Consider the following 25537-nt stretch of genomic DNA (forward strand, 5'->3'; position numbering starts at 1 on the left):
AAGGAACCGTCGCCGTGACCCGCACCATCCTGCGCGTGCCCGTGTGGCGTGCCGACCGGGGTGTCGTGACCGCACCCGCCGGCGGTCGGCGGCTGGTCGTGCTGTGCGACCTGCCGGTCGCCGGCGTGCGCGACCGCCTCCCCGGTGTCCAGACCGCCGAGGTGACCACCGGCGGCGACGCCCCGCACGTCGCCTACGAGCGCGCCGCCGTCCGGCTCTTCGGCGAGCTCAAGCGGCTCATGTCCACTTCGGACGGACGCCCGTGCGTCGTCCAGGTCGCGTGCCGCGCCGACTCGCTGTACCGGGGTCTGATCGGGTTGCTGCGCACCGCGGCACAGGAGGACCCGGGCCTGACCGTCCGGCTGGTCGAGTTCACCCACGAACCCTCCGTCGCCGAGCTCGTGGAAGCCCTGAGCGGCCGGGACGAGCACGTGCGGCACACCCCGGCTGGACGGCAGACCGTGAGCTGGGAACAGACTGCGGGCACGAGCGCCTCCCCGGTGTGGAAGAACGGCGGTGTCTACCTGATCAGCGGCGGCGCGGGCGGGATCGGCCGCCTGCTCGCCGAGGACGCCGCCCGGCACGCCCCGGACGCGGTCGTGGTGCGGTGCGGGCGGTCCGTCACCGCGGACGGCCCGGGGGAGCACCGCCGCGTCGACGTCACGGACGCGGCGGCGGTGCGCGAGCTCGTCGCCGACGTGGTCCGCACGCACGGCCGGCTCGACGGCATCCTGCACGCGGCCGCCGTGCTGCGGGACGACTACCTGATCCGCGCGTCCTACCAGGACTTCCTGCGCGTGCTCGCGCCCAAGGTCGCCGGGGTGGTGCACCTCGACGAGGCGAGCCGCGATCTCCCGCTCGACTTCTTCGCCGCGTTCTCCGCCGCCGCGGGAGTCTTCGGCAACGCGGGCCAGGCCGCCTACACCGCCGGCAACGGCTTTCTCGACGCCTACGCCGCGCACCGCCAGGAACTCGTCAGCCGCGGCGAACGGCACGGGCTGAGCATCTCGCTGGCCTGGCCGCTGTGGCAGGACGGCGGCATGCGCGTGCCCGCCGAGGAACTTCCCGCGCTCACCGAGCGCTTCGGCCCGCCGCTGCCCACCGGGGCCGCGCTGGCCGCCCTGCACGGAGCCGTCGAGCTCGGTGCCACCCACGTCGTGATCTCCGGGGGAGGAGAAGGGATGACCCGCACGGACGACCTCCGCGGGGAGGTGCTCGGACGGCTCAAGGGCCTGATCGCCGAGACCATGCGACTCGACCCCGCCACGCTCGACGCCACCGCGCCGCTCGACAGCCACGGCATCGACTCGATCGCCGTCACCCGGCTGAACAAGCAGTTCGCGCGGTGGTTCGGCGCACTGCCGAAGACGGTGCTCTACCAGTACCCCACGCTCGCGGAGCTGGCCGCGCACCTGACCGAGCGCTACCCCGAGGGATGTGTGCGCTGGCTGGCCGATGTCGAGGACGGGGCTCCCGCGCCCGCCGCGGTCGGGGCCGAGGTGACTGTGAGCCGGGAGCCCGCGCCTGCCGCGGTTGCGGCCGAGGTGATTACGCGCCCGGAGCCCGCGCATGCCGCTGTTGCGGCCGAGGTGACCGCGCGCCCGGAACCCGCCCGTGTCGCGGCCACGGCCGAGGTGACCGCGCGCCGAGAGCCCACCCGTGCCGCTGTCACGGCAGAGATGACCGCACGCTCGGAGCCCACGCCTGCCGCTGTCACGGCCGAGGCCACCGCGCGCCCGGAACCCACCCGCGCCGCTTCCACCACCTCCGCCGCTCCCACCACCCCCGCCGTTCCCGCCGCCTCCACCGCCGCCCGCCCGGCCCCGGCGGGCGAGCCGATCGCGATCATCGGTCTCAGCGGCCGCTACCCCGACGCCCCGACCCTGGACGACTTCTGGGCGAACCTCAAAGCGGGCCGCGACAGCATCCGCGAGGTCCCGGCCCAGCGCTGGCCCCTGGAGGGCTTCTTCGAACCCGACCGGCAGAAGGCCGTCGAGACGGGCACCAGCTACAGCCGGTGGGGAGGTTTCCTCGACGGCTTCGCCCGCTTCGACGCGGCGTTCTTCGGTATCTCCCCGCGCGAGGCCGCCGACATCGACCCGCAGGAACGGCTGTTCCTGGAAACGGTGTGGTCCGCGCTCGAAGACGCCGGCTACACGCGGGAGCGGCTCGCCACCCGGCACGGGGGCCGGGTCGGCGTGTTCGCCGGGGTGACCAAGACCGGTTTCGACCGCAACGTGCCGCCCGCGGTGAGCGGCCCGCGCCGGGCGCCGCGCACGTCGTTCGCCTCGCTGGCCAACCGCGTCTCCTACCTGCTCGACCTGCGAGGCCCGAGCCTGCCGGTCGACACGATGTGCTCGGCCTCGCTCACCGCGATCCACGAAGCGTGCGAACACCTGCGGCAGGGCACCTGCGAGGTCGCCATCGCGGGCGGCGTCAACCTCTACCTGCACCCCTCGACCTACGTGGAGCTGTGCCGCTCCAGGATGCTCGCCGCCGACGGGCGGTGCCGCAGCTTCGGCGAGGGCGGCGAGGGCTTCGTGCCCGGCGAGGGCGTCGGCGCGGTGCTGCTCAAGCCCCTGGCGGCGGCCGAGGCGGACGGGGACCCGATCCACGCGGTGATCCTCGGCTCCGCGATCAACCACGGTGGCCGCACGAACGGCTACACGGTGCCGAACCCGCGCGCCCAGGCGGCTGTCGTCCGCGACGCGATCGAGGCCGCCGGGCTGCGCGCGGGCGACATCGGCTACGTCGAGGCGCACGGCACGGGCACGCGGCTCGGTGACCCGGTCGAGATCGACGGACTCACCCAGGCCTTCGAACCGGACGCGACCGCCTCCTGCGCGATCGGGTCGGTCAAGTCGAACATCGGGCACCTCGAGGCGGCGGCGGGGATCGCCGGGCTGACCAAGGTCGTGCTCCAGCTCCGCCACGGCGAGCTCGTGCCGACGCTGCACGCCGAGCGGACCAACCCGAACATCGACTTCGCGGCCACGCCGTTCGAGCTGTGCCGCGAGGGCGGCGCCTGGCCGCGCCCCGCCGGCGGGCGCCGGATCGCCGGTGTCTCCTCGTTCGGCGCCGGCGGTGCGAACGCCCACGTCATCATCGCCGAGCACCTCTCCACCGCGGTGACGCCACCGGCACCGCGGACTCCTCTGCTGCTGCCGCTGTCGGCGCGCACCGAGGACGACCTGCGGGCCCGCGTGGCGGAGCTGGCGCAGTGGCTCGACACCCAGGAGGCGCCGGACCTCGCGGCCGTCGCGGCGACCCTGCGCACCGGCCGCGAGGCCATGGACGAGCGGGTGTGCTTCCTGGCGCAGGACGCGCTGGAGTGGCGCCGCCAGCTCCGCGCCTTCCTCGCCGCTCCCGCGACCGCCTCCTCCGGCGAGTCGTGGTGGCGCGGCCGGGTCCAGGCGAACAACGAGACGCTCACCGAACTGGCGGCCAAACCCGAGCTGCGCGAGCTGATCAGGCACTGGCTCGACACCGGCTGCCACGCCGAGCTCGCGTCCTTCTGGGTCAAGGGCACCCCGATCGACTGGTCCGAAGTGGACGGATCGGGTGCGCGGCGGGTGCACCTGCCCGGCTACCCCTTCGCCGGACCGGAGTTCTGGTTCGAGCCCGCCGCGATCGAGCCGCAGGCCACGCCAGCCCCGCTCCCCGCGGGCGTGGACGTGGAGAGCACGCTGCTGACCGAGCTCGCGGAGATCCTCCAGATGGAGGTCTCGGAGATCGAGCGGCACCGGCCGTTCGCCGACTACGGGCTCGACTCGATCCTGGGCGTCAGCCTCGTGCACCGGCTCAACGAGGTCCTGGGCACCTCCGCCGACACCACCGACCTGTTCGACCACGGCACCGCCGAGCGGTTCGCCACGTTCCTGGCGGGCGCCCGCCCGGCCGCCGCCCCGGTCACCGCCGCCGCCTCCGGCCAGGACGACGCCATCGCGATCGTCGGCCTCGCCGCCCGCTACGGCGACGCCGAGGACCCGGACGCGCTGTGGGCGCACCTGGTCTCCGGCGACGACCTCGTCGAACCCGTGACGCGCTGGCCGCTGCCCGCCGACGTGGCCTGCCGCACCGGCAGCTTCCTGCGCGACGTCGACCGGTTCGACCCCGCCTTCTTCGGGATCTCGGGTGTCGAGGCCACGGCGATGGACCCGCAGCAGCGCATCTTCCTGGAGCAGTGCTGGAACGCGCTGGAGGACGCGGGGTACACCGGTGAGCGCCGGCGCGGCGCGCGGGCCGGCGTCTACGTCGGCTGCTACGCCGGTGACTACTCCGAGCACCTCGGCGAAGACGCGCCGGCGCAGGCGTTGTGGGGCACCATGGGGTCGGTCGTCGCGTCGCGGATCGCCTACCTGCTCGACTTCACCGGCCCCGCCCTCACCGTCGACACGTCGTGCTCGAGCTCGCTCGTCGCGATCGACCTCGCGTGCCGCGACCTGCTGACCGGCGCCGCCGACCTCGCCATCGCCGGCGGCGTCTTCGTCCAGAACACCCCGCGGCTCTACCGGTCCGCCTCCGTGGCCGGGATGCTCTCGGCGTCGGGCCGCTGCCGCAGCTTCGACGCCGGCGCCGACGGGTTCGTGCCCGGCGAGGGCGCGGGCGCGGTCGTCCTCAAGCGGCTCGCCGACGCCGAACGGGACGGCGACCACATCCACGCCGTCGTGCGCGCTTCGGGGGTCAACCAGGACGGCACCACCAACGGCATCACCGCGCCGAGCGCGATGTCCCAGGAGCGGTTGCTGCGCGAGGTGCACGGCAACCTGGGGGTCGGCGGTGTCCAGTTCGTGGAGGCGCACGGCACCGGTACGCAGCTCGGCGACCCGATCGAGTTCCGCGCGCTGTCGAAGGTCTTCGCCGGAGCGCGGCCGGGCAGCGTCGCGCTCGGGTCGATCAAGTCGAACCTCGGGCACACCCAGTTCGCCGCCGGGGTCGCCGGTGTCGTGAAGGCCGTCCTGGCCCTGCGGCACCGGCAGATCCCGGCCACGCTGCACTTCACCGGTGCGAACGCGCGGATTCCGTTGCAGGGCAGCGCGTTCACCGTGCCGACGGAGACCGTCGCCTGGCCGGAGCCCGAGCTGGGCCCGCGCCGCGCGGCCGTGAGCTCCTTCGGCGCGAGCGGGACCAACGCCCACGTCGTGCTGGAGGAGTACCGGCGCCGACCGGCCGCCGAGGTGCCGGGGGAGCAGGCGTTCCTGCTGTCCGCCAAGTCACCGGAGGCGCTGCGCGCGGCGGCCGGCCGGCTGGCCGCGCACCTGGAGCGCGAACCGGGCCTGTCCGCGGCGGAGGTCGCGTACAGCCTCGCGGCCGGCCGCGCAGCTCTGCCCCACCGCCTCGCCGTCGTCGCGGCGGACCCGGCCGAGGCCGCCCGGCGCCTGCGGGCCTGGCTCGCCGGAACGGCGACCGACGCGCACACCGGCGAGGTCGCCGTCGACGCCGCGCCACGGGCGGGCGTCCTGCCCGGCACGGCCGCCGAGCTCGCGGCGGCGTTCGTGCGCGAGAACCTCGCCGGCGTCGAGGCCGCGTTCCCGGCCGCCGTGCGGCGGATCGTCCCCCTGCCGACCTACCCGTACCAGCGGCAGCGCTACTGGCCCGCGCGCCGTGCCGCCGCCTCCGCCCACCGCGCCCGGCTCACCGGGCAGGAGTTCTTCCTCGCCGACCACCACGTCAACGGCCGTGCCGTGCTGCCCGCGGTGCTGTCGCTGGAGTACGCGCGCCGTGGGGCGACCAGCGGTGCGTTCGAGGCGGTGGGGCTGCGTGACCTCGTGTGGTCCCAGCCGTTCCCGGTCGGGCCCGAGGGCGCGGACCTCGCGGTGGAGCGCGACGGGGACAGGTTCCGCATCTGCCGGGGCGAAGCCGAGGTGCACGCGCACGGGCGCTATGCCCGGCCGGAACCCGCCGAGACCGTGGCGCTGGACGCCGTGCGGGCGCGGTGCGCCACCCGGACGCTGACCGCGCAGCAGTGCTACGCCGCGCTCGACGCGGTCGGCATCGCCCACGGACCCCGCCTGCGCGCGCTCGACGGCCTGGCCATCGGCGACCGCGAGGTGCTCGCGAAGCTCGTCGTGCCCGCGGGCGCGCAGGACGACGACCTGGCCGCGCACCCCGCCGTGCTCGACAGCGCCATCCAGGCTGTCGTCGGGCTGTTCGGCGGTGCGTCCGGTGAGCTCGCCGAGCGCGAGGGGCGGCCCGCCCTGCCCTTCGCCGTCGACCGGGTCGACCTCCTCCGACCGGTCTCCGGCACGATGTGGGCTCACCTGCGGCACACCGGCGGTGGCGCGCAGTCGTCCACTGTGGACATCGACGTGTGCGACGAAGCCGGGCGGGTCGCCGTGCGCCTGCGCGGCCTCGCCTTCCGGCACGTCACCGAGGAACCGGACCTGCGCACGGCGCTGCTCGCCCCGGTGTGGGACCCGGTTCCGGACGGGATCGAGCTCGACCCCGCCATCGGCGGCCGCCCGGTGCTCGCCGGTGGCGGCGAGGCCGAGCGCGCGGCGTTCCTGGCCCGGTTCCCCGGCGCCACCACCCTCGGCGCGGAGGACCACGAGAGCCTTCCCGCCGATGCGGACCACGTGGTCTGGCTCGCTCCGGAACGCGGAGGACAGGACGGGACGTTCACCGTCTTCCGCTGGATCAAGGCTCTGCTCGCCAGAGGCGCGGACGGCCGCGAGATCGGGTTCACCGCCGTCACCCGGCAGGCCTGCCGGGTGGGCGGGGACGAGACCGTGGACGCGACCCACGCGGGAGTGCACGGCCTGCTGGGCTCGGTGGCGAAGGAGTACCCGCACTGGCAGGTCAGGGTCGTCGACATCGCCGCCGGGGCGACCGTGCCCTTCGACGCCGTGCTGAACCCGCCCGCGCAGGCGCGGGGCGGGGTCGCCGCCCTCCGCCACGGTGAGTGGGTCCTGCCGCGCCTGGTCGAGGTGGCCGCCGAAGGGCCGGTCGCCGCGCCACGCGCACCCGGCGGCGTGGTCGTCGCCATCGGTGGCGCGGGCGGCATCGGCGAGGTGTGGACCGAGCACCTGCTGCGCCGGTACGGCACGCAGGTCGTCTGGCTCGGCCGCCGCCCCCTCGACGCGGAGATCACCGCGAAGCAGGACCGGCTCGCCGCGATCGGGCCGCGCCCCGACTACCTCTCGTGCGATGCGTCCGATGTGGACGATCTGCGGCGGGCGTGCGCCGAGGTCGTGCGGCGGTACGGGCCGGTGCACGGCGTCCTGCACACCGCCATCGTGCTGGGCGACCGCAGCGTGGCGCGGATGGACGAGGAGCTCCTGCGGACGACCTACGCCGCCAAGGCCGGCGTGACCGTCGCGCTGGCGGAGGTCTTCGCGGACCAGCCGCTCGAATTCGTCGTCTTCTTCTCGTCCATGCAGGTGTTCTTCACCGCCGCCGGCCAGGCCAACTACGCGGCGGGCTGCACGTTCGCCGACGCCTTCGCCGACGGGCTCGCGGATCGCCTCGGCTGCCCGGTCAAGGTGATGAACTGGGGCTACTGGGGCAACGTCGGCATCGTGGCCGAGGACGGCTACCGGCGCAGGATGGCGCGGCTCGGACTCGGCTCGATCGAGCCGGACGAGGGCATGGCCGCCGTCGACTTCCTGCTCACCTCGCCCCACCACCGCCTCGCCCTGCTCAAGGCCGCGGACTCCCGCAGCATCGCGAGGTTCTACGAGCGCAGCACGGTCACGGCACTGCCGCAGACGAACGAGTCACCGGCCGCGGCGCTGCTCGCGGCACGGCCGGACCGGCGGGCCGCCATCGAGCGCGTGCGCGTCGCCGCGGACGGCCACGGCCGGTCCATGGAGCCGGCGCTCGTCCGGATCACCTGGGCCTTGCTGCGCGACCTCGGCCTGTTCGGCCCCGGCCGGGCGGGCACGGTCGACGAGTGGATGGCGGCCGGTGGCATCATCGCCCTCTACCGCCGCTGGCTCGCGCACACGCTGGACGTGTTCGTGCGCGAAGGGCTGCTGAGCGAGTCCGGTGACGGCCGCTACGCCGCGGTCGACCCGCGCCCGGTGGACCTCGGCGCCGCCTGGCGCCGCTGGGACGCCGACCGCGCGCCGTGGCTCGACAACGAGGGCAAGCGGCCGCAGGCGGTGCTCGTCGACACCACGTTGCGGGCGCTGAACGACGTCCTGACCGGACGCCGTCCCGCCACCGACGTCATGTTCCCCAAGTCCTCCCTCGAACTGGTGGAGGCGGTCTACCGCAACAACCCGGTCGCCGACTACTTCAACGACGTCCTCGCGGACACGCTCGTCGAGCACGTGCGGGCACGGGTGGCGGAGAACCCGGACGTGCGGTTGCGGCTCCTGGAGATCGGCGCGGGCACCGGCGGCACGAGCAGGGTGGTGTTCACCCGCCTCGCACCGTGGCGCGACAACATCGAGACCTACTGCTACACCGACCTCTCCAAGGCGTTCCTGCTGCACGCTCGCCGTTCGTTCGGCGACATCGCGCCGTACCTGGACACCCGCATCCTCAACGTCGAGAAGCCCCTGGCGGAGCAGTCGCTGGACCTCGGCGGCTTCGACGTCGTGGTGGCGACCAACGTGCTGCACGCGACCCGCAACATCCGCTCGACCCTCACCAACACCAAGGCGGCGATGCGCGCGAACGGCGTGCTGCTGCTCAACGAGCTGAGCGACAACGTCTACTTCAGCCACCTCACCTTCGGCCTGCTGGAGGGCTGGTGGCGCTACGACGACCCGGCGCTGCGGATCCCCGGCTCCCCGGGGCTCACGCCGGCCAACTGGCTGCGCGCGCTCGGCGAGACCGGTTTCCGGTCCGCGTTCATCGCGGCGGAAGGCGCCGACGACCTCGGCCAGCAGGTGTTCGTGGCCTGCGCCGACGGTGTCGTCCGGCAGCCGGTTCCCGCAGGAGGAGCGGCTTTCGCGGCCGGACCGGACAGCGAGCCGGTCTCCCCGCCCGCCGTCCCGGTCGTCGAGGAACGCGTCGAGCCCGGCCCGGCCACGACCTCGGCCGCTGGCCGCGAGGACGAGCTTCTGGAGCGTGCCCGCGACCACTTCCGCGCCCTCGTGGCGGAGGTGTTGCAGCTCCCCGTCTCCTCGGTGCGCGCCGACGTGAGCTTCGACCGCTACGGCATCGACTCGATCCTCGTCGTCCAGCTCACCGAAGCGGTGCGCCGCGGGCTCGACGACGTCGGCAGCACGCTGTTCTTCGAGGTGCGCACGATCGACGGGCTGGCCGCGCACTTCGTGAAGACCCAGCCGGAGGCGCTCGCCGCGCTCGTGGGCCTGCCCGCGGCCGAGCAGGAGGTCGTGAGCGCGCCGGTGGCAGCTCCGGTTCCCCAGCCGGTCGCCGGGCCGGCGGTACCCGCTCGGACGGACGAGGAGATGCCGATCGCCGTGATCGGGATCTCCGGCCGCTTCCCGGGAGCGCGGAACCTCGACGAGTTCTGGACCAACCTGCTCGACGGCGTGGACAGCGTCACGGAGATCCCGCCGGACCGCTGGGACCACGACCGCTACTTCGACCCGCGCCGCGGGGTGCCGGGCCGCACCTACGCGAAGTGGGGTGGCTTCCTCGACGGGGTGGACGAGTTCGACCCGCTGTTCTTCGGCATCTCTCCCGCGGCCGCGTCCACAATGGACCCGCAGGAGCGGCTGTTCCTGCAGGCGGCTTACGAGACGCTGCAGGACGCGGGCCACACGAGGGACTCGTTGCGGGACGCGGCGAGGGCCGTCGTCGGTGAGGACGCCGGGGACATCGGCGTGTTCGCCGGCGCGATGTACACCGAGTACCAGCTCTACGGTGCCGAGCAGGCCGTGCGCGGCGAGCCGGTGGTCGTGCCGGGAAGCCTGGCCTCGATCGCGAACCGCGTCTCGTACTTCTTCGACGCGAACGGCCCGAGCGTCGCCGTCGACACGATGTGCGCCGCGGCGTTGACCGCGATCCACCTCGCGTGTGCCGCGTTGCGCCGCGGGGAGTGCGGCGTCGCGCTGGCGGGTGGGGTGAACCTCTCGCTGCACCCGAGCAAGTACCTGATGATCGGGCAGACCCAGTTCGCCTCCAGCGACGGCCGGTGCCGCAGCTTCGGCGCGGGCGGCGACGGCTACGTCCCCGGAGAGGGCGTCGGCGCGGTGCTGCTGCGCCCGCTGGCCCACGCGGAGGCCGACGGTGACCGGATCCTCGGGGTCATCCGGGGCTCCGCGGTCAACCACGGCGGCCACACGCACGGCTTCACCGTGCCGAACCCGCTCGCGCAGGCGTCGGTGATCCGGCAGGTGTACCGCCGCAGCGGGGTCGACCCGCGCCGGATCGGGTACGTGGAGGCGCACGGCACCGGCACCCCGCTGGGCGACCCGATCGAGATCGCCGGGCTCACCTCGGCGTTCGCCGAGTTCACCGACGACCGCGAGTTCTGCGCGATCGGCTCCGTCAAGTCCAACATCGGCCACCTGGAGGCGGCGGCCGGGATCGCCGGCCTGAGCAAGCTGCTGCTGCAGATGCGGCACGGCACCTTCGCGCCGTCCCTGCACTCCCGCGAGGTCAACCCGGAGATCGACTTCAGCCGCACGCCGTTCGTGCTGCAGCGCGAGGCGGCGCCCTGGCCCCGCACCGGCGCGGACCCGAGGGCCGGGGTGGTCTCGGCCTTCGGCGCCGGTGGATCGAACGCCCATCTGCTCGTGGAGGAGTACATCGTGCCGGAACGTCCTGAGCGTGCACCCGAGGCCCAGGCGGTGGTGCTCTCGGCCGCGGACCACGAGCGGTTGCGCGAGTCGGCGGAGCGGCTGCGCGACGCACTGCGCGACGGTGCCTGGAGCGACGCGGACCTGCCCGACATCGCCTACACGCTGCAGGTCGGCCGCGAGCCGATGACGGCGCGCTTCGCCACGGTGGCACGGGATCTGCCGACCCTGGTGGCGGCTCTCGACGCGTACGCCACCGGCGCGGAGCTGCCCGCGGACACCTTCGCAGGCGACGAGGGCAGCGCGGCGGGCCCGCTCGCGGCCCTGCGGCACGACGAGGACTTCCAGGAGACCCTGGCCCGCTGGGCCGCGCGGCGCAAGCTCGCGCCGCTGGCGGAAGCCTGGGTGAGCCACGCGCGGGTGGACTGGTCGCTGCTGCACGCCGACGGGCCGCGCCCGCGCAAGGTGGGCCTGCCGACCTACCCGTTCGCGCGGGAGCGGTACTGGTACACGGACGTGCTGCCGAAGGGGGCCGCGACGGGGCAGTCCTCCGCTGCACCGGTTCCCACTGCTGCCCCGGTTCCCGCTGCACCGGTTCCCGCTGCACCGGTCGTTCCGGCGGCCACCTCCGCTCCCGCCCCCACGCCCATCCCCGCGGGTGCGGCACCGGTTCCCGCCGCCGCACCCGCGGTCCAGTCCGTCCCCGGCCCGCGTGCCACGGCCGACGACGTGCTGCCGGCCGGCGACGTCACGGTCTGCCCGGTGTGGGAGGTCGAACGGCCGGGCGCGGCCCAGCTCTCCGGCCGGGTCCTCGCCATCGGCCTGGGCACCGACGACTTCGCCGTGCTGCACCAGGCCGTGCCCCAGGCGGTCACCTGGGACGGCTTCGGCCCGATCCCGGACGACGCGGACCACGTCGTGCTCTCGGTGCCGACCCGCACCGGCGGCACCCCGGCCGAACGCATCCGGGACCACCGCACCGCCGTGCAACGCCTGCTGCACATGGTCAACGCCGTTCAGGCGCGGTACGCGGGCCGTCAGCTCGAGCTCACCCTGCTCACCCGGGACGCGTTCGGGCCCGGCGGCGGGGACCCGGCCCAGGCGAGCCTGCACGGGTTCATCGGCGCACTGGCCAAGGAGCAGCCGCACTGGCGGGTCAGGGCCGTCGACCTCGCGAAGGACACGCCCTGGCAGCCCGCCGAGGTGTTCGGCCTGCCCTGCGACCGGCGCGCCCACCCCGTCGTGCAGTCCGGTGGCCAGTGGCTGCGCCGGCGGCTCGTCCAGGTCGATCTGCCCGTGCCCGCCACCTCCGCGATCCGGCGCGGCGGTGTGTACGTGCTCATCGGCGGAGCCGGTGATCTCGGCGTCGTGCTGACCGAGCACCTCGCCCGCACGCACGGAGCCCAGGTCGTGTGGGTCGGCCGGCGTGCCGAGAACGACGTCCGCGCCCGCAAGGCCGGCCTCACCGGTCCGGAACCGCTCTACCTGCAGGCCGACGCGGGTGACCCGCGGGCGCTGCGCCGGGTGCGCGACGAGGTCGTCGCCCGGTACGGCCGGGTCGACGGTGTCGTGCACCTCGCGATGACCTTCACCCACACCCCGATCACCGCGCTCACCGACGAGGAGCTCGCCGCGACGCTCGCGTCCAAAGTGGACCCGGTCGTGCACCTCGCGGACGCGTTCGGCGGGCTCGGCCTCGACTTCGTCCTGCTGGTCTCCTCGCTGGTCAGCCACATCCGCAACGCGAACCAGGCGCACTACGCCGCGGCCTGCGCCTACGTCGACGCGGCCGCCGACGGTCTGCGCGCCTTGCTCGGGTGCCCGGTGAAGACGGTCAACTGGGGTTACTGGGGCAACGTGACCGAGGACCTGATCGAGGGTATGGCCTCGCTCGGCCTCGCCCCGATCGACCCGGCCGCCGCGATGGCCGTGGTCGAGGCGCTGCTCGCCGGTCCGCTCGACGTCGCCGGTTTCCTGCGGCTGGGCCGCCCGCTGCCGGTGGAGGGCGTGCTCACCGGTGAGGTCGCGGCGGTGCGCCCGCGGGTCGCCGTCGCGCCGGTCGAGGTGCGGGACCCGCGGCTGCCGGTCGCGCTCGCCGCCTACCAGGACGGGCCGCTGCCGGCCGAGATCGACGCCGCCCTGTGCCGCTGGGTCGCCGCCGAGCTGCGCGACGCGGGCTTCGCCGGCCCGTCGCGGCTGCGCGCTGACGCCCGGTTCGCCTCCTGGGTCCCGCCGATGCTGCGAGCGCTCGCCGAGCACGGCCTCGTCGACGCCACCGGCCGTTGGGCGGTGACGGCGGACGCGGCGGCGTGCCGGGAGGAGTGGGCCCGGTGCACGGGCCGGTGGGCGGAGGCCAACCCCGACCTGCGGACCCCGCTCGCGCTGCTCGCCCGCACCGTGCCCGCGCTGCCCGCGGTGCTGAGCGGCGAGGTGCTCGCCACCGACGTGCTCTTCCCCAACGGTTCCTTCGACCTCGTCGAGGGCGTCTACCGGGACAACCGGGTCGCCGACCACTTCAACGCCGTGCTGGCCGAGCACGTCGTGGAGTTCCTGCGGGCCCGGCTCGCGGCGGAGCCGCACGCGCGGCTGCGCGTGCTCGAGGTCGGCGCGGGCACCGGCGGCACCACGCGCGTCGTCCTCGACCGGCTCACCCGCGAAGGCCTGCCGCCGGCCGAGTACTGCTTCACCGACATCTCGCGGGCGTTCCTGCACCGCGCCGAGGACTCGTTCGGCGCGCGGCACGACTACCTGACCTACCGGCTGTTCGACGCCGCCCGGCCGCCGCACGGGCAAGGGCTGGACCTCGGCGCGTTCGACGTCGTGATCGCCGCCAACGTGTTGCACACCACCGAGGACGTGCGCGCGACTCTGCGCGGGGTCAAGGCGTTGCTGCGTGGCGGTGGTCTGCTCGCGCTCAACGAGATCAGCGGTTTCTACCTGGTCAACCACCTGACGTTCGGCCTGCTCGACGGCTGGTGGGCGCACACCGACCCGGAGCTCAGGGTGCCCGGCGGTCCCGCGCTGTCCCCGGCCTCGTGGCGCGCCGTGCTGGAGCGGGAGGGCTTCACCGGCGTCGTGCACGCCGCCGCGGACGGCGAGCCGCTCGGCCAGCAGGTCGTCATCGCCCACAGCGACGGTGTCTCGCGAGGACCGCGGGAGAGCACGGCCGCGCCGGCGCCCGAGCCCGCTCCGGTGCGCGCCGAGGTCGTGCAGGAGACGTCGATCCGCGCGGTGGTGCTGCGGGAGCTCGCCGACGCGCTGCGGATGGCGGAGGCGCAGATCGATCCGGAGCGGGCCTTCGCCGACTACGGACTCGACTCGATCGTGGGCGCCGGGTTCGTGCAGCGGCTCAACGAGAGCCTCGGGCTCGACCTGCTCACCACGGTGATCTTCGACTACCGCAGCGTCGACCTGCTGGCCGGCCACATCGCCGCCGAGCACCGGCCTGTCCTGCCCGGTGCGGTGCAGGAGCCCGCGACCCCGGAGCCGGTGAAGACCCCGGAACCGGTGGCGGTTCCCGAACCGGCGGCGGTTCCGGCACCCCGGGAGACCACGGAGTCACAGCCGGTTCCGGCGCACCCCGCGGCGGCGCCGGGGCCGGACTCGGCGGACCCCATCGCGATCATCGGCGTCAGCGGCCGGTTCGCCGGTTCGCCCGACCTGGACGCGTTGTGGCAGCACCTCGCCGACGGCGACGACCTGGTCACCCCGATCGAGCGCTGGGACGTCTCCGGTCCGGAGTGGACGGACGTGGCCTGCCGGGAAGGCGGTTTCCTGGACGGCATCGACGAGTTCGACGCCCAGTTCTTCCGCATGTCCGGCCGCGAGGCCGCCTACACCGACCCGCAGCAGCGGCTGTTCGTGGAGGAGGCGTGGACGGCCCTGGAGAACGCCGGCTACGTCGGTGCCGCGCTCGACGGCAAGCGCGCGGGCGTCTACGTCGGCTGCACCGGTGGTGACTACACCTCGTGGTTCACCGAGCGCCCGCCCGCCCAGGCGGCCTGGGGCAACGCGCCGTCCATCGTGCCCGCCAGGGTGGCCTACCACCTGAACCTGCACGGTCCGGCGATCGCCGTCGACACCGCCTGCTCCAGCTCGCTCGTCGCGATCCACCTCGCCTGCCAGGGCCTGCGCGACGGGGAGACCGACCTGGCCGTCGCCGGTGGCGTGGCGGTGCAGACGACCCCGAACACCTACCTGACCGCGGGCCACGCCGGCATGCTGTCCCCGACCGGCCGCTGCCACACCTTCGACTCCGCCGCGGACGGGTTCGTGCCCGGCGAGGGAGTCGGCGTCGTCGTGCTCAAGCGGCTCTCCGACGCACTCGCCGACGGCGACCACGTGCACGCGGTGATCCGCGGCTCCGGGATCAACCAGGACGGTGCGACCAACGGGATCACCGCGCCGAGCGCGGCGTCCCAGGAGCGGCTGATCCGCGAGGTGTACGAGCGCTTCGGCGTCGACCCGGCCGAGATCGGCATGGTGGAGGCGCACGGCACCGGAACGAAGCTCGGCGACCCCATCGAGACCGAGGCGCTCGTCCGCGCGTTCGGCACCGCGGAGGGGTCCACCGGCTGTGCGCTGGGCTCGCTGAAGACGAACCTCGGGCACACCATGTCCGCCGCCGGGGTGGCGGGCGTGCTCAAGATCGTGCTCGCCCTGCGGCACCGCATGCTGCCGCCGTCGCTGCACCACGACGAGACGAACCCGGCGATCCGGCTCGACGGCAGCCCGTTCCGCGTCCACACCGAGCTCACGCCGTGGGAACCGAACCGCTGGGGCAAGCGGGTCGCCGCGACCAGCTCGTTCGGGTTCAGCGGCACCAACGCCCACCTCGTGGTGGAAGAGCCGCCCGCCCTCGCGGCCCGGCCGCACGACGGTCGTGAGCTGCTGTTCCCGCTGTCCGCGCCACGGCAGGAGGCGGTGCGGCAGCTCGTCGCGAACCTGGCCCGGCACCTGCGGGACACCCCGGAGGTCAGCGTCGCCGACGTCAGCCACACCCTGGTGCACGGCCGCGCCCACTTCGCGCACCGGGTGGCCTTCGTCGCGGCCGACCACCGAACGCTGTTGTCCCGCTTGGAGGACTGGCTGGCCGACGGGACCTCGCACCCGGCGCGCGACGTCACGCTCGACGGTGTCCGCACGCGGTGGGTCGAAGGCGGACGGCTGGCGAGCGAGGGGCTCTTCACCGGCCTGGACGTGCGGCGGACGCCGCTGCCCACCTACCCGTTCCAGCGCCGCAGCGCCTGGGTGAACGGCAGCGGCCCGTCCGGCGGGCGACCGGCCGCCGCCAGGGCGGCCGACGAGCCCATCGCCGTCGTCGGGCTCGCCGCCCGGTTCGCGGACACCCCGGACGCCGAGCGGCTGTGGGAGCACCTGGCCGCGGGGGACGACCTCGTCGGCGAGGTCACCCGCTGGGACCTCGACGGGAAGCTCGGCAAGAGGTCCGGCCGCCAGCACGGCAGCTTCCTCGACGACCCCGCCCGGTTCGACGCGTTGTTCTTCAGCGTCTCGGGCGTCGAGGCCACCTACACCGACCCGCAGCAGAGGGTCTTCCTCGAGGAGTGCTGGCACGCGCTGGAGGACGCGGGCTACGCCGGTGAACGGCTGACCGACCGCGGCTGTGGCGTCTACGTCGGCGCCTACCCCGGCGACTACCACGAGCTGATCGGCGACGAGCGGCCTCCGCAGACCATGTGGGGCAACATGGCCTCGGTCATCGCGTCGCGCATCTCCTACCTGCTCGACCTGTCCGGTCCCGCGGTCGCGGTGGACTCGGCGTGCTCCAGCTCCCTCGTCGCCATCCACCTCGCCTGTGACGCGCTGCGCCTCGGCACGGTGTCGATGGCCTTGGCCGGTGGCGTGTTCGTCCAGGCGACACCGCGGCTCTACGAGTTCTCGGCCACGGCGAAGATGCTGTCGCCGACGGGTCGCTGCCGCACCTTCGACGCGGCCGCGGACGGGATGGTGCCCGGTGAGGGCGCTGGCGTCCTGGTGCTCAAGCGCCTGTCCGACGCCCTGCGCGACGGGGACCACGTCTACGGCGTCATCAGCGCCTCCGGCGTCAACCAGGACGGTGCCACCAACGGCATCACCGCGCCGAGCGCCCAGGCCCAGACGGACCTGGTGCGCCAGGTCCACCGCGACGCGGGCGTGCGCCCCGGCGGGGTGCAGATGATCGAGGCGCACGGCACCGGCACGCCGCTCGGCGACCCGATCGAGTTCGGCGCGCTGGCGGAGGCCTTCACCGGCGCGCCGGAGGGGAGCTGCGCGCTCGGCTCCATCAAGACCAACCTGGGCCACACCCAGTTCACCGCCGGCGTGGCGGGCACGATCAAGGCGCTGCTGTCGCTGCACCACGGGCAGGTGCCGCCGTCGCTGCACTTCACCCGCGAGAACCCCGCGATCTCGTTGCAGGGCAGCCCGTTCTACGTGCCGACCACCCTGCGGGAGTGGCCCGCTCCCGCGTCGGGGCCGCGCCGGGCCGGGGTCAGCTCGTTCGGCGCCAGCGGCACCAACGCGCACCTCGTCGTCGAAGAGGCGCCCGAGGTCACCCGGCCGGCGCGGCAGGACCGGGACGAGTGGCTGGTGGTGTTGTCCGCCCAGGACGACACCGCGCTGCGCGCCCACGTCGAGCGCATGATCACCCACGTCGCGGCGCGCCCGGACCTCGACCTCGGCGACCTCGCGTACACCCTCGCCACGGGTCGTCGCCACGAGAAGCTGCGGCTCGCCGTCGTGACCGGCGACCGGGACGAGTGGCTGGGCGCGCTGCGCGTCTGGCTGCGCGACGGCCACGCCGAGTCCGTGGTGGCCGGTTCGGTGCCCGACGACGTCCCCACGACCGCGGGAACCGAAGGCCTGGCGCTGACCGAGGTCGCGCGACGGTTCGTGCGCGGTGAGATCGCGGTGCTCGGGGGCCTGTTCGGACGCGGCTTCCACGTGGTTCCGCTGCCCGGCTACCCGTTCGGTGGCGAGCGGTACTGGATCTCCACGCCGCCGGCGCCCGCCCGGTCCGCCCAGCCCACCCGGTCCGCCCAGCCCGCCCGGTCCGCCCAGTCCGCCCTGGCCGTCCACAAGCGGGGCGGGTCCTACGTCGCCGACCTCACCGGCCGCGAGTTCTTCCTGGACCAGCACCGGCTCTCCGGTGTCCCGGTGCTGCCCGGCGTCGCCTACCTGGAACTGGCCAGGGCGGCGGCCGAGGCCGAGGGCTTCGGCCGGACCGGGGTGACGCTGCGCAACGTCGTCTGGGTCCGCCCGGCGCGCATCCCCGTCCCGACCGCGGCCGAGGTGGCGCTCGAACCGGGCGACGGCGGCTTCGGCTACCGGATCACGACGACCGTCGGCGGCGAAACGCTGGTGCACGGCCAAGGACGCGTCGAACGCGCGGTGGACGTGGTGCCGCCGAAGCTGGACATCGCCGGGTTGCGCGCGAAGTGCACCCGCCCCGCGCTCGACCGCACCGCCTGCTACGCCCGGTACGGGGGCACGGAGGTGGACCTCGGTGAAGCGATGCGCGGCGTCGAGCGGCTGGAGATCGGCGACGGCCTGATCGTCGCCAGGGTGCGCAGGCCGGCGGCGGCCGGTGACGGCTTCACCGTGCACCCGGCGGTGCTCGACTCGGCCCTGCAGGCGACCCACGGCCTCGCGCTCGCCGAAGGCAGGGACGACGTCACCGCGGCACTGCCGTTCGCCCTCACCGAGGCCACGGTGTACGCGCCCACGCCGGTGGAGGGCTGGGCGGTGGTCCGGCCGTCGTCCAACGACCTGCCCGGCACCGTCCGGCGGCTGGACATCGACCTCTGCGACGACTCGGGGCAGGTGTGCGTGCGCCTGCTCGGCTTCACCTTCCGCGAGTTCGGCGCGGGCGAGCAGCCGGCCGAGCAGCCGCGGGTGGCCGAACCGCGGGAGCGGCAGGCCGGGACGGGCGAGGCGCAGGTGCCGGCACCGCGAGCGGGGGAGCCCGGTGCGCTGGTGCTGGGTCGCTCCGGCTGGCACCGGGCCCCGGCCGCGGGCGACACCAGGCGGTTCGTCCGGCACGAGGTGTACTTCGCGGAGGTCGACCCCGGCGACGTCGCCGACCGGCTCGGCGTCCACTGCGAGGTGCTGCCCGCCGGTGACGACCTCGCCACGACGTACACCCGCGGGGCCGAGGTCCTGCTCTCCCGGCTCCAGGACGCCGCCAAGGCCAGCAGGGACGGCTGGGTGCTGGTGCAGGTCGTCGTTCCCGGCGGGCCTGAGCACCAGCCGCTCGCCGGGCTGGCCGGGCTGCTGCGGACGGCGCGCAACGAGTGCTCCAAGCTGCTCACCCAGCTCGTCGTGGTCGAACCCGGTGCGGACGCGGCCTCTCTGGCGGCTCGCCTGCGCCAGGAGTCGTCCGCCGCGGACGACGTGGTGACCAGGGTGGTCGCCGGACGCCGTGAGGTCGCGCGCTGGACCCCGCTCGGCGAGGCCCCGGCCGTGCGGCCGTGGCGGGACGGCGGTGTGTACCTGATCACCGGTGGCGCCGGCGGCCTCGGGGCCGTGTTCGCCAGGGAGATCGCCGCCAGCGTCAGGGACTCCGTGCTCGTGCTGTGCGGGCGTTCCCCCGCCGCCGCGAGCCAGCGCGAGCTGCTGGAGGAGCTGCGGGCGCGCGGTGCGCGGGCGGAGTACCGGCAGCTCGACGTGGCCGACCGGGCCGCTGTCGGCCGGTGCGTCGCGGAGGTCGTGGCGTCGCACGGCGAGCTGACCGGTGTGCTGCACTCCGCCGGGGTGCTGCGCGACGGGTACCTCGTCCGCAAGACGGCCGCACAGCTGCGGGAGGTGTTCGCCGCCAAGGTCGCGGGCTTCGTCAACCTGGACGAGGCCACCGCGGGGGAGGACCTGGACTTCTTCATCGGGTTCTCGTCGCTGTCCTCGTCCGGCAACCCCGGCCAGGCCGACTACGCCGCGGCCAACGCGTTCCTCGACGGGTACGCCGTCCACCGCGAGGCGCTGGTGGCCTCCGGCAAGCGGCGCGGGCGCACGCTCAGCGTCGGCTGGCCACTGTGGACGGACGGCGGGATGCGCGTCGACGCCGCGACCGAGCGGGCGATGCGCGACTCGGTCGGCGTGCTGCCCATGCCCTCGGCCGCCGGGGTGCGCGCCCTGCACCACGCCTACGGCAGCGGCGAAGCCCACGTCCTCGTCGTCTACGGCGACCGGGAACGGATCGAGCGCACCGTCCTGACCGCTCCCGAGCCCGTCCGTGAAGTGGAGGTCCTGCCCGTGCCGGAGAACGACGCCCTGGTGAGGTTGCTCGCCGACCGGGTCGCGGCCTTGCTGGACGTGCCCGTCGACGACATCGAGGGCGAGGTGGAGCTGACCGAGTACGGGTTCGACTCGATCTCGCTGGTGGAGTACGTCGGCGTGCTCAACGACGAGTTCGGCCTCGGCCTGGTGCCCACGCTGCTGATCGAGTACCCGACGCTCGACGGGTTCGCGTCCTACCTCAGGCAGGCCCACGGCGACGTCTTCGGCAGCGCCGTCCCGGCTCCCGGGGCAGCAGCGGAACCGGCCACCGCGGAAATCCCGGCCACCGCGGAAATCCCGATCACCCCGGTCACCTCGGAAGCACCGTCCCACGAGGCGCTGCTCGGTGAGCTGATCGGCATGGCCGCCGCGGTGCTGCGCCTGCCGGCCAACCGGATCGAGGGCAGCCGCGAGCTGTCGCGGTACGGCGTCGACTCGCTGTCGCTGACGGAGCTGGTGACGGCCGTCAACAACCGGTTCGGCCTCGACCTGGATCCGACGATCCTGTTCGAGCACCCGGCGCTGAGCGGCTTCGCCGACTTCCTGCTGGAGCACCACGCCGACCGCGTCACCGTCGCCGGGCGGACCCCGGAACCCGCTCCCGCGCCGGTTCCGGTGCCCGCCGCCACCACTACCACCGCCGCCACCACCACCCCGGAGCCGGCGGGTCCGGAACCGATCGCCGTCATCGGCATGAGCGGCCGGTTCCCGATGGCCCGCGACCTCTCCGAGTTCTGGCAGAACCTGCTGGACGGCCGTGACTGCATCAGCGAGATCCCGGCCGACCGCTGGGACTGGCGCGAGTGCTTCGGCGACCCGGTCACCGAGCCCAACACGAGCAACGTCAAGTGGGGCGGGTTCATCGAGGGCGTCGGCGACTTCGACCCGCTGTTCTTCGACATCTCCCCGCGCGAGGCCGAGCTGATGGACCCGCAGCAGCGGCTGCTGCTGCTCTACGCGTGGAAGGCGCTGGAGGACGCCGGGTACTCGGCCGAGTCCGTCGAGGGCACCGACCTGGCGATCGTCATCGGCACCGCCAGCACCGGCTACCCGACCCTGGTGGCGAAGCACTCGCCGGCGGTGGACGCCTACGACACCAGCGGAGCGGCGCCCTGCATGGGGCCCAACAGGATGAGCTACTTCCTCGGAGTGCACGGCCCGAGCGAACCGGTCGACACCGCCTGCTCCAGCGCGCTCATCGCCGTCCACCGCGCGGTCCGCGCCATTCAGGACGGCACCTCGGACATGGCCATCGTCGGCGGGGTCAACACGATCATCAACAAGGACCTGCACATCAGCATGAACATGGCCGGCATGCTCGCCGAGAACGGCAGGAGCAAGACCTTCTCCGCCGACGCCGACGGGTACGGCCGCGGCGAGGGCGTCGGCATGCTGGTGCTCAAGCGGCTGTCGGCGGCCGAGCGCGACGGTGACCACATCTACGGCCTGATCAGGGGGACCGCCGAGAACCACGGTGGCCGCGCCAACTCGTTGACCGCGCCCAACCCGAAGGCGCAGGCCGCGGTCGTCCGCGCCGCCCACCGCAGGGCCGGGATCGACCCCCGCACCGTCGGCTACGTGGAGGCGCACGGCACCGGCACGAGGCTCGGCGACCCCGTCGAGATCAACGGCCTCAAGGAGGCCTTCCGCGACCTCTACGCCGACACCGGTGCGGCGGAGGTCACCGCGCCGCACTGCGGCATCGGGTCCGTGAAGACCAACATCGGGCACCTGGAGGTCGCGGCCGGGATCGCCGGCCTGATCAAGGTGCTCCTGCAGATGAAGCACCGCACCCTGGTGCGGAACTTGAACAACGACAACACCAACCCGTACGTCAAGCTGGACGGCTCACCGTTCTACCTGGTGCGGGAGCAGCAACCGTGGCGGGCGCCGGTCGACGCCGACGGCGTCGAGCTGCCCCGTCGCGCGGGAGTCAGCTCGTTCGGTTTCGGCGGGGCGAACGCGCACGTCGTGGTGGAGGAGTACCGGGCGAAGCCGGTGGCGGGGAACCCGCCCGCGCAGCCGGTGCCCGTCGTGTTGTCCGCGAGCCACCCCGAGGTGCTGCGGTCCCTGGTGGAGGAGTGGGTCGAGGCACTGGACGCCCACGACGACGCGGCACTGCCCTCGATCGCCTACACCACGCACGTCGGGCGGACGCCGATGGCCGAACGGCTCGGGTGCGTCGCGAGCACGGTGGCCGAGCTCCGGGCGGGGCTGAGGTCGTGGCTGCGAGGAGAACCGGACGGCACGATCGTCACCGGCCGCGTGTCCAGGGACGAGGTTCCGGACGCGCCGGCGGGGACGAGCGCGGCGGAGGTGCTGCGGGCGTGGGTGCGCGGCGCCGAGGTCGACTGGAGCCGCTGGCACCCCGAGTCCCCACGCCGGATCCCGCTGCCGACGTACCCGTTCCGGCTCAAGCGCTACTGGATCGACACGAGCACGCCCGTGGAGGGGAAGACGGCGGCGAAGCTGCACCCACTGGTGCACGCCAACACCTCGGACCTGACCGGGCCGCGCTACACCACGCGGCTCACCGGCCGCGAGTTCTTCCTCGCCGACCACCGGGTGCGCGGCGCGGCGGTGCTGCCGGGAGCGGCCTACCTGGAGATGGCCAGGGCCGCGGCGGAACTGGCGGGTGGTGACCGGTCCTGGTCGCTGACCGACGTCACCTGGGAACGACCGCTCACCGTCGAGACGGCCACCGAAGTCCACATCGGACTGTCCGTCGAGGATTCCGGCGCGCTCTCCTACCGGGTCTTCGGCACGACCGGTCAGGGATCGCCGGCGGTGTACGGGACGGGCCTCCTGCGGGAGACCAGTCCGGAACCGTTGCCGGCACACGACATCGACGCCCTGATCGCCGGCTGCGACGGCCCGGTCATCGAGGCGCGGGAGTGCTACGAGCGGTTCGCCCGCCTCGACCTGTCCTACGGTCCCGCGATGCGAGCGGTCGAACGGCTGCACAGCGGTGAACGCCTCACCGTCGCGCGGCTGCGGCTTCCCGCCGCCGCGGGAGGAGCGTCATCGTTCGTGCTCCACCCGAGCACGCTCGACGCGGCCTTCCAGAGCACCCTCGGTCTCTTCGCCACGGACGACACGGCCACCGCCGTGCCCTGCGCCGTCGGGGAGGTGCGCGTGATCGCGCCGCTGCCCGCGTCCGCCTGGGCCGTGGCCCGGTTCGCCGAGGGACACCGATCGCCGGGTGAGCAGGTGTTCGACATCGACGTGTGCGACGACGACGGCCGGATCTGCGTGCGGCTGAGCGGTTTCCGCGTTCGTTCCCTCGCGGGGGCGCCTGCCGCGGCGGCCGAGCAGGACGACGACTTCCTGGCCCGGTTGATCGACGCCGCGGGAGACGGCTCCATCACCCTGGCCGAGTTCGAACGGAGCCTGGCATGAGCCTCACAGCGGTGATCTTCCCGGGCCAGGGTGCCCAGTCGAAGGGCATGGGTCGTGACCTGTTCGACGCCTACCCCGAGCAGGTCGACCAGGCCTCGGCGCTGCTCGGCTACTCGGTGCGGGAGCTGTGCCTGGACGATCCTCGGCGCGAGCTGAACCGCACGGAGTTCACGCAGCCCGCCCTGTTCGTGGTCGGTGCGCTGGCCTACCGGCGCTGGAAGGACGAGGGAGGGACCGGGGCGGCGTTCTTCGCCGGGCACAGCCTGGGTGAGTACTGCGCGCTGCACGCGGCCGGTGCGTTCGACTTCGAGACCGGGCTGCGCCTCGTCCGGCGCCGGGGTGAGCTGATGGCCGGCGCGGCGGGCGGCGGCATGGTCGCGGTGACCGGCCTGGACCGCGACGAGGTCACCGACCTGCTGCGGCAGGGCGGGTTCGGCTCGCTCGTGGTGGCGAACGACAACTCGCCCGAGCAGTGCGTGGTGTCGGGAGACGCCGCGTCGATCGAGGCGCTGGGCGAGTTCCTGCACGAGCGGAAGGTCCGCTGGGTCCGCCTGCGGGTGTCCGGCGCGTTCCACTCCGAGCTCATGCGCCCGGCGCAGCAGGAGTTCCGCCGGTTCCTCGACGGTGTCGCCCTCGGCAGTCCCGCGACGCCGGTGATCGCGAACGCCACCGCGGCGCCCTACCCGGCCGGCGCCGTGGCGGGGATGCTGGCCGACCACCTGGTGCGCTCGGTGCGCTGGACCGACACCGTGCGGTACCTGCTCGACGCGGGCGTCACGGAGTTCGTGGAGCTGGGCGGCACCGTGCTGACCAAGCTCGTCGAACGGACCCGCGCGGCCCACCGCACCCCCGCCGTGCGCGCCCAGGGGCTCGGCAGCGCGGTCTTCCGCGAGCGCCACGGCCTCCGGTTCGCCTACGTCGCGGGCGGCATGTACCGCGGCGTCAGCTCACCCGAGCTGGTCATCCGGCTCAGCCGCGCCGGCATGCTCGGCTTCCTCGGCACCGGTGGCCTGGACCCGGTGGAGGTGGAACGCGGTGTCAAGGAGATCCAGGCCGCGGTGGGGCAGGACGGCCCGTACGGCGTCAACGTCATCGCGAACCACGACGACCCGGCGGCCGAGGAGGAGCTGGTCGACCTCCTGCTGCGCCACCACGTCCGGACGATCGAGGCGTCGGCGTTCATCCAGATGACACCGGCGCTGGTGCGTTACCGGGCCACCGGGCTGCGGCGAGGTCCTGACGGCGCACCGATCTGCGACCACCGCGTGGTGGCCAAGGTGTCGCGTCCGGAGGTGGCGGCCGCGTTCCTGGCCCCGGCCCCGGACGCGGTCCTGGACCGGCTGCGCTCGAGCGGGGCGATCACCGCGGAGCAGGCCGAGCTCGCCCGGCGCGTGCCGATGAGCCACGACGTCATCGTCGAGGCGGACTCCGGCGGGCACACCGACGGAGGGATCCCGACCGTGCTGCTGCCGTCGATGCTCGAACTGCGGCGCCGCGCGGAGGCCGAGCGCGGCTACGACGAACCGATCTGCATGGGACTGGCCGGCGGGATCGGCACACCGGCCGCGGTCGCGGCGGCGTTCGTGCTCGGCGCCGACTTCGTCGTGACCGGCTCGATCAACCAGTGCACGGTCGAGGCCGCGACCAGCGACGTGGTCAAGGACATGTTGCAGGACATCGACGTGCAGGACACCGAGTACGCGCCGGCGGGTGACATGTTCGAACTCGGCAGCAAGGTGCAGGTGCTGCGCAAAGGCGTGTTCTTCCCGGCGCGCGGCAACAAGCTCCACGCGCTCTACACCCACCACGACAGCCTCGACGACCTGCCGGAGAAGACCCGTTCGCTGCTCGAACGCACCTACTTCCGCAAGCCGCTGGACGAGGTCTGGGCCGACGTCGTGCGGCACCTGCGGGCGACCGGCAGGGCCGAGCTGGCCGAGCAGGCCGCCCGGCAGCCGAAGCAGAAGATGGCCCTGGTCTTCCGGCGCTACTTCGGGTACAGCGCGCGGATCGCGCTGGAGGGCAGGCCGGACGACAAGGTCAACTACCAGGTCCACACAGGACCGGCGCTGGGCTCCTTCAACCAGTGGGTGCGGGACACCCCGCACGCGTCGTGGCGGCACCGGCACGTCGACGAGGTGGGCCTGATGCTGCTCGACGCCGCGGCGGCACACCTCAGCCGGTTCGCCGCCCGCTGACGTCCGCTTCTT

The 25537-nt window shown here is 74.0% G+C and carries 2 protein-coding genes; both read left to right on the plus strand.

What is annotated here, in order from left to right; all coding sequences use genetic code 11:
* Positions 1-14 precede the first annotated feature (14 nt).
* Positions 15-23327 carry an SDR family NAD(P)-dependent oxidoreductase gene (locus BMW88_RS39190; protein WP_143116485.1) on the plus strand — a complete coding sequence of 7771 codons (23313 nt, stop codon included), beginning with the start codon at positions 15-17 and terminating at the stop codon, positions 23325-23327.
* A complete protein-coding gene (gene fabD, locus BMW88_RS39195; RefSeq protein ID WP_089961780.1) occupies positions 23324-25525 on the plus strand; it encodes an ACP S-malonyltransferase in 2202 nt (733 codons plus the stop codon). Before BMW88_RS39190 ends, fabD begins: the two co-directional genes overlap by 4 nt.
* The last annotated feature ends 12 nt before the right edge of the window (positions 25526-25537 follow it).

Source organism: Lentzea xinjiangensis (assembly GCF_900110955.1).
GTDB lineage: Bacteria > Actinomycetota > Actinomycetes > Mycobacteriales > Pseudonocardiaceae > Lentzea > Lentzea xinjiangensis.

Coding starts and splice junctions, on each gene's coding strand:
- fabD (WP_089961780.1), top strand. CDS start 23,324: ATGAGCCTCACAGCGGTGATCTTCCCGGGCCAGGGTGCCCAGTCGAAG.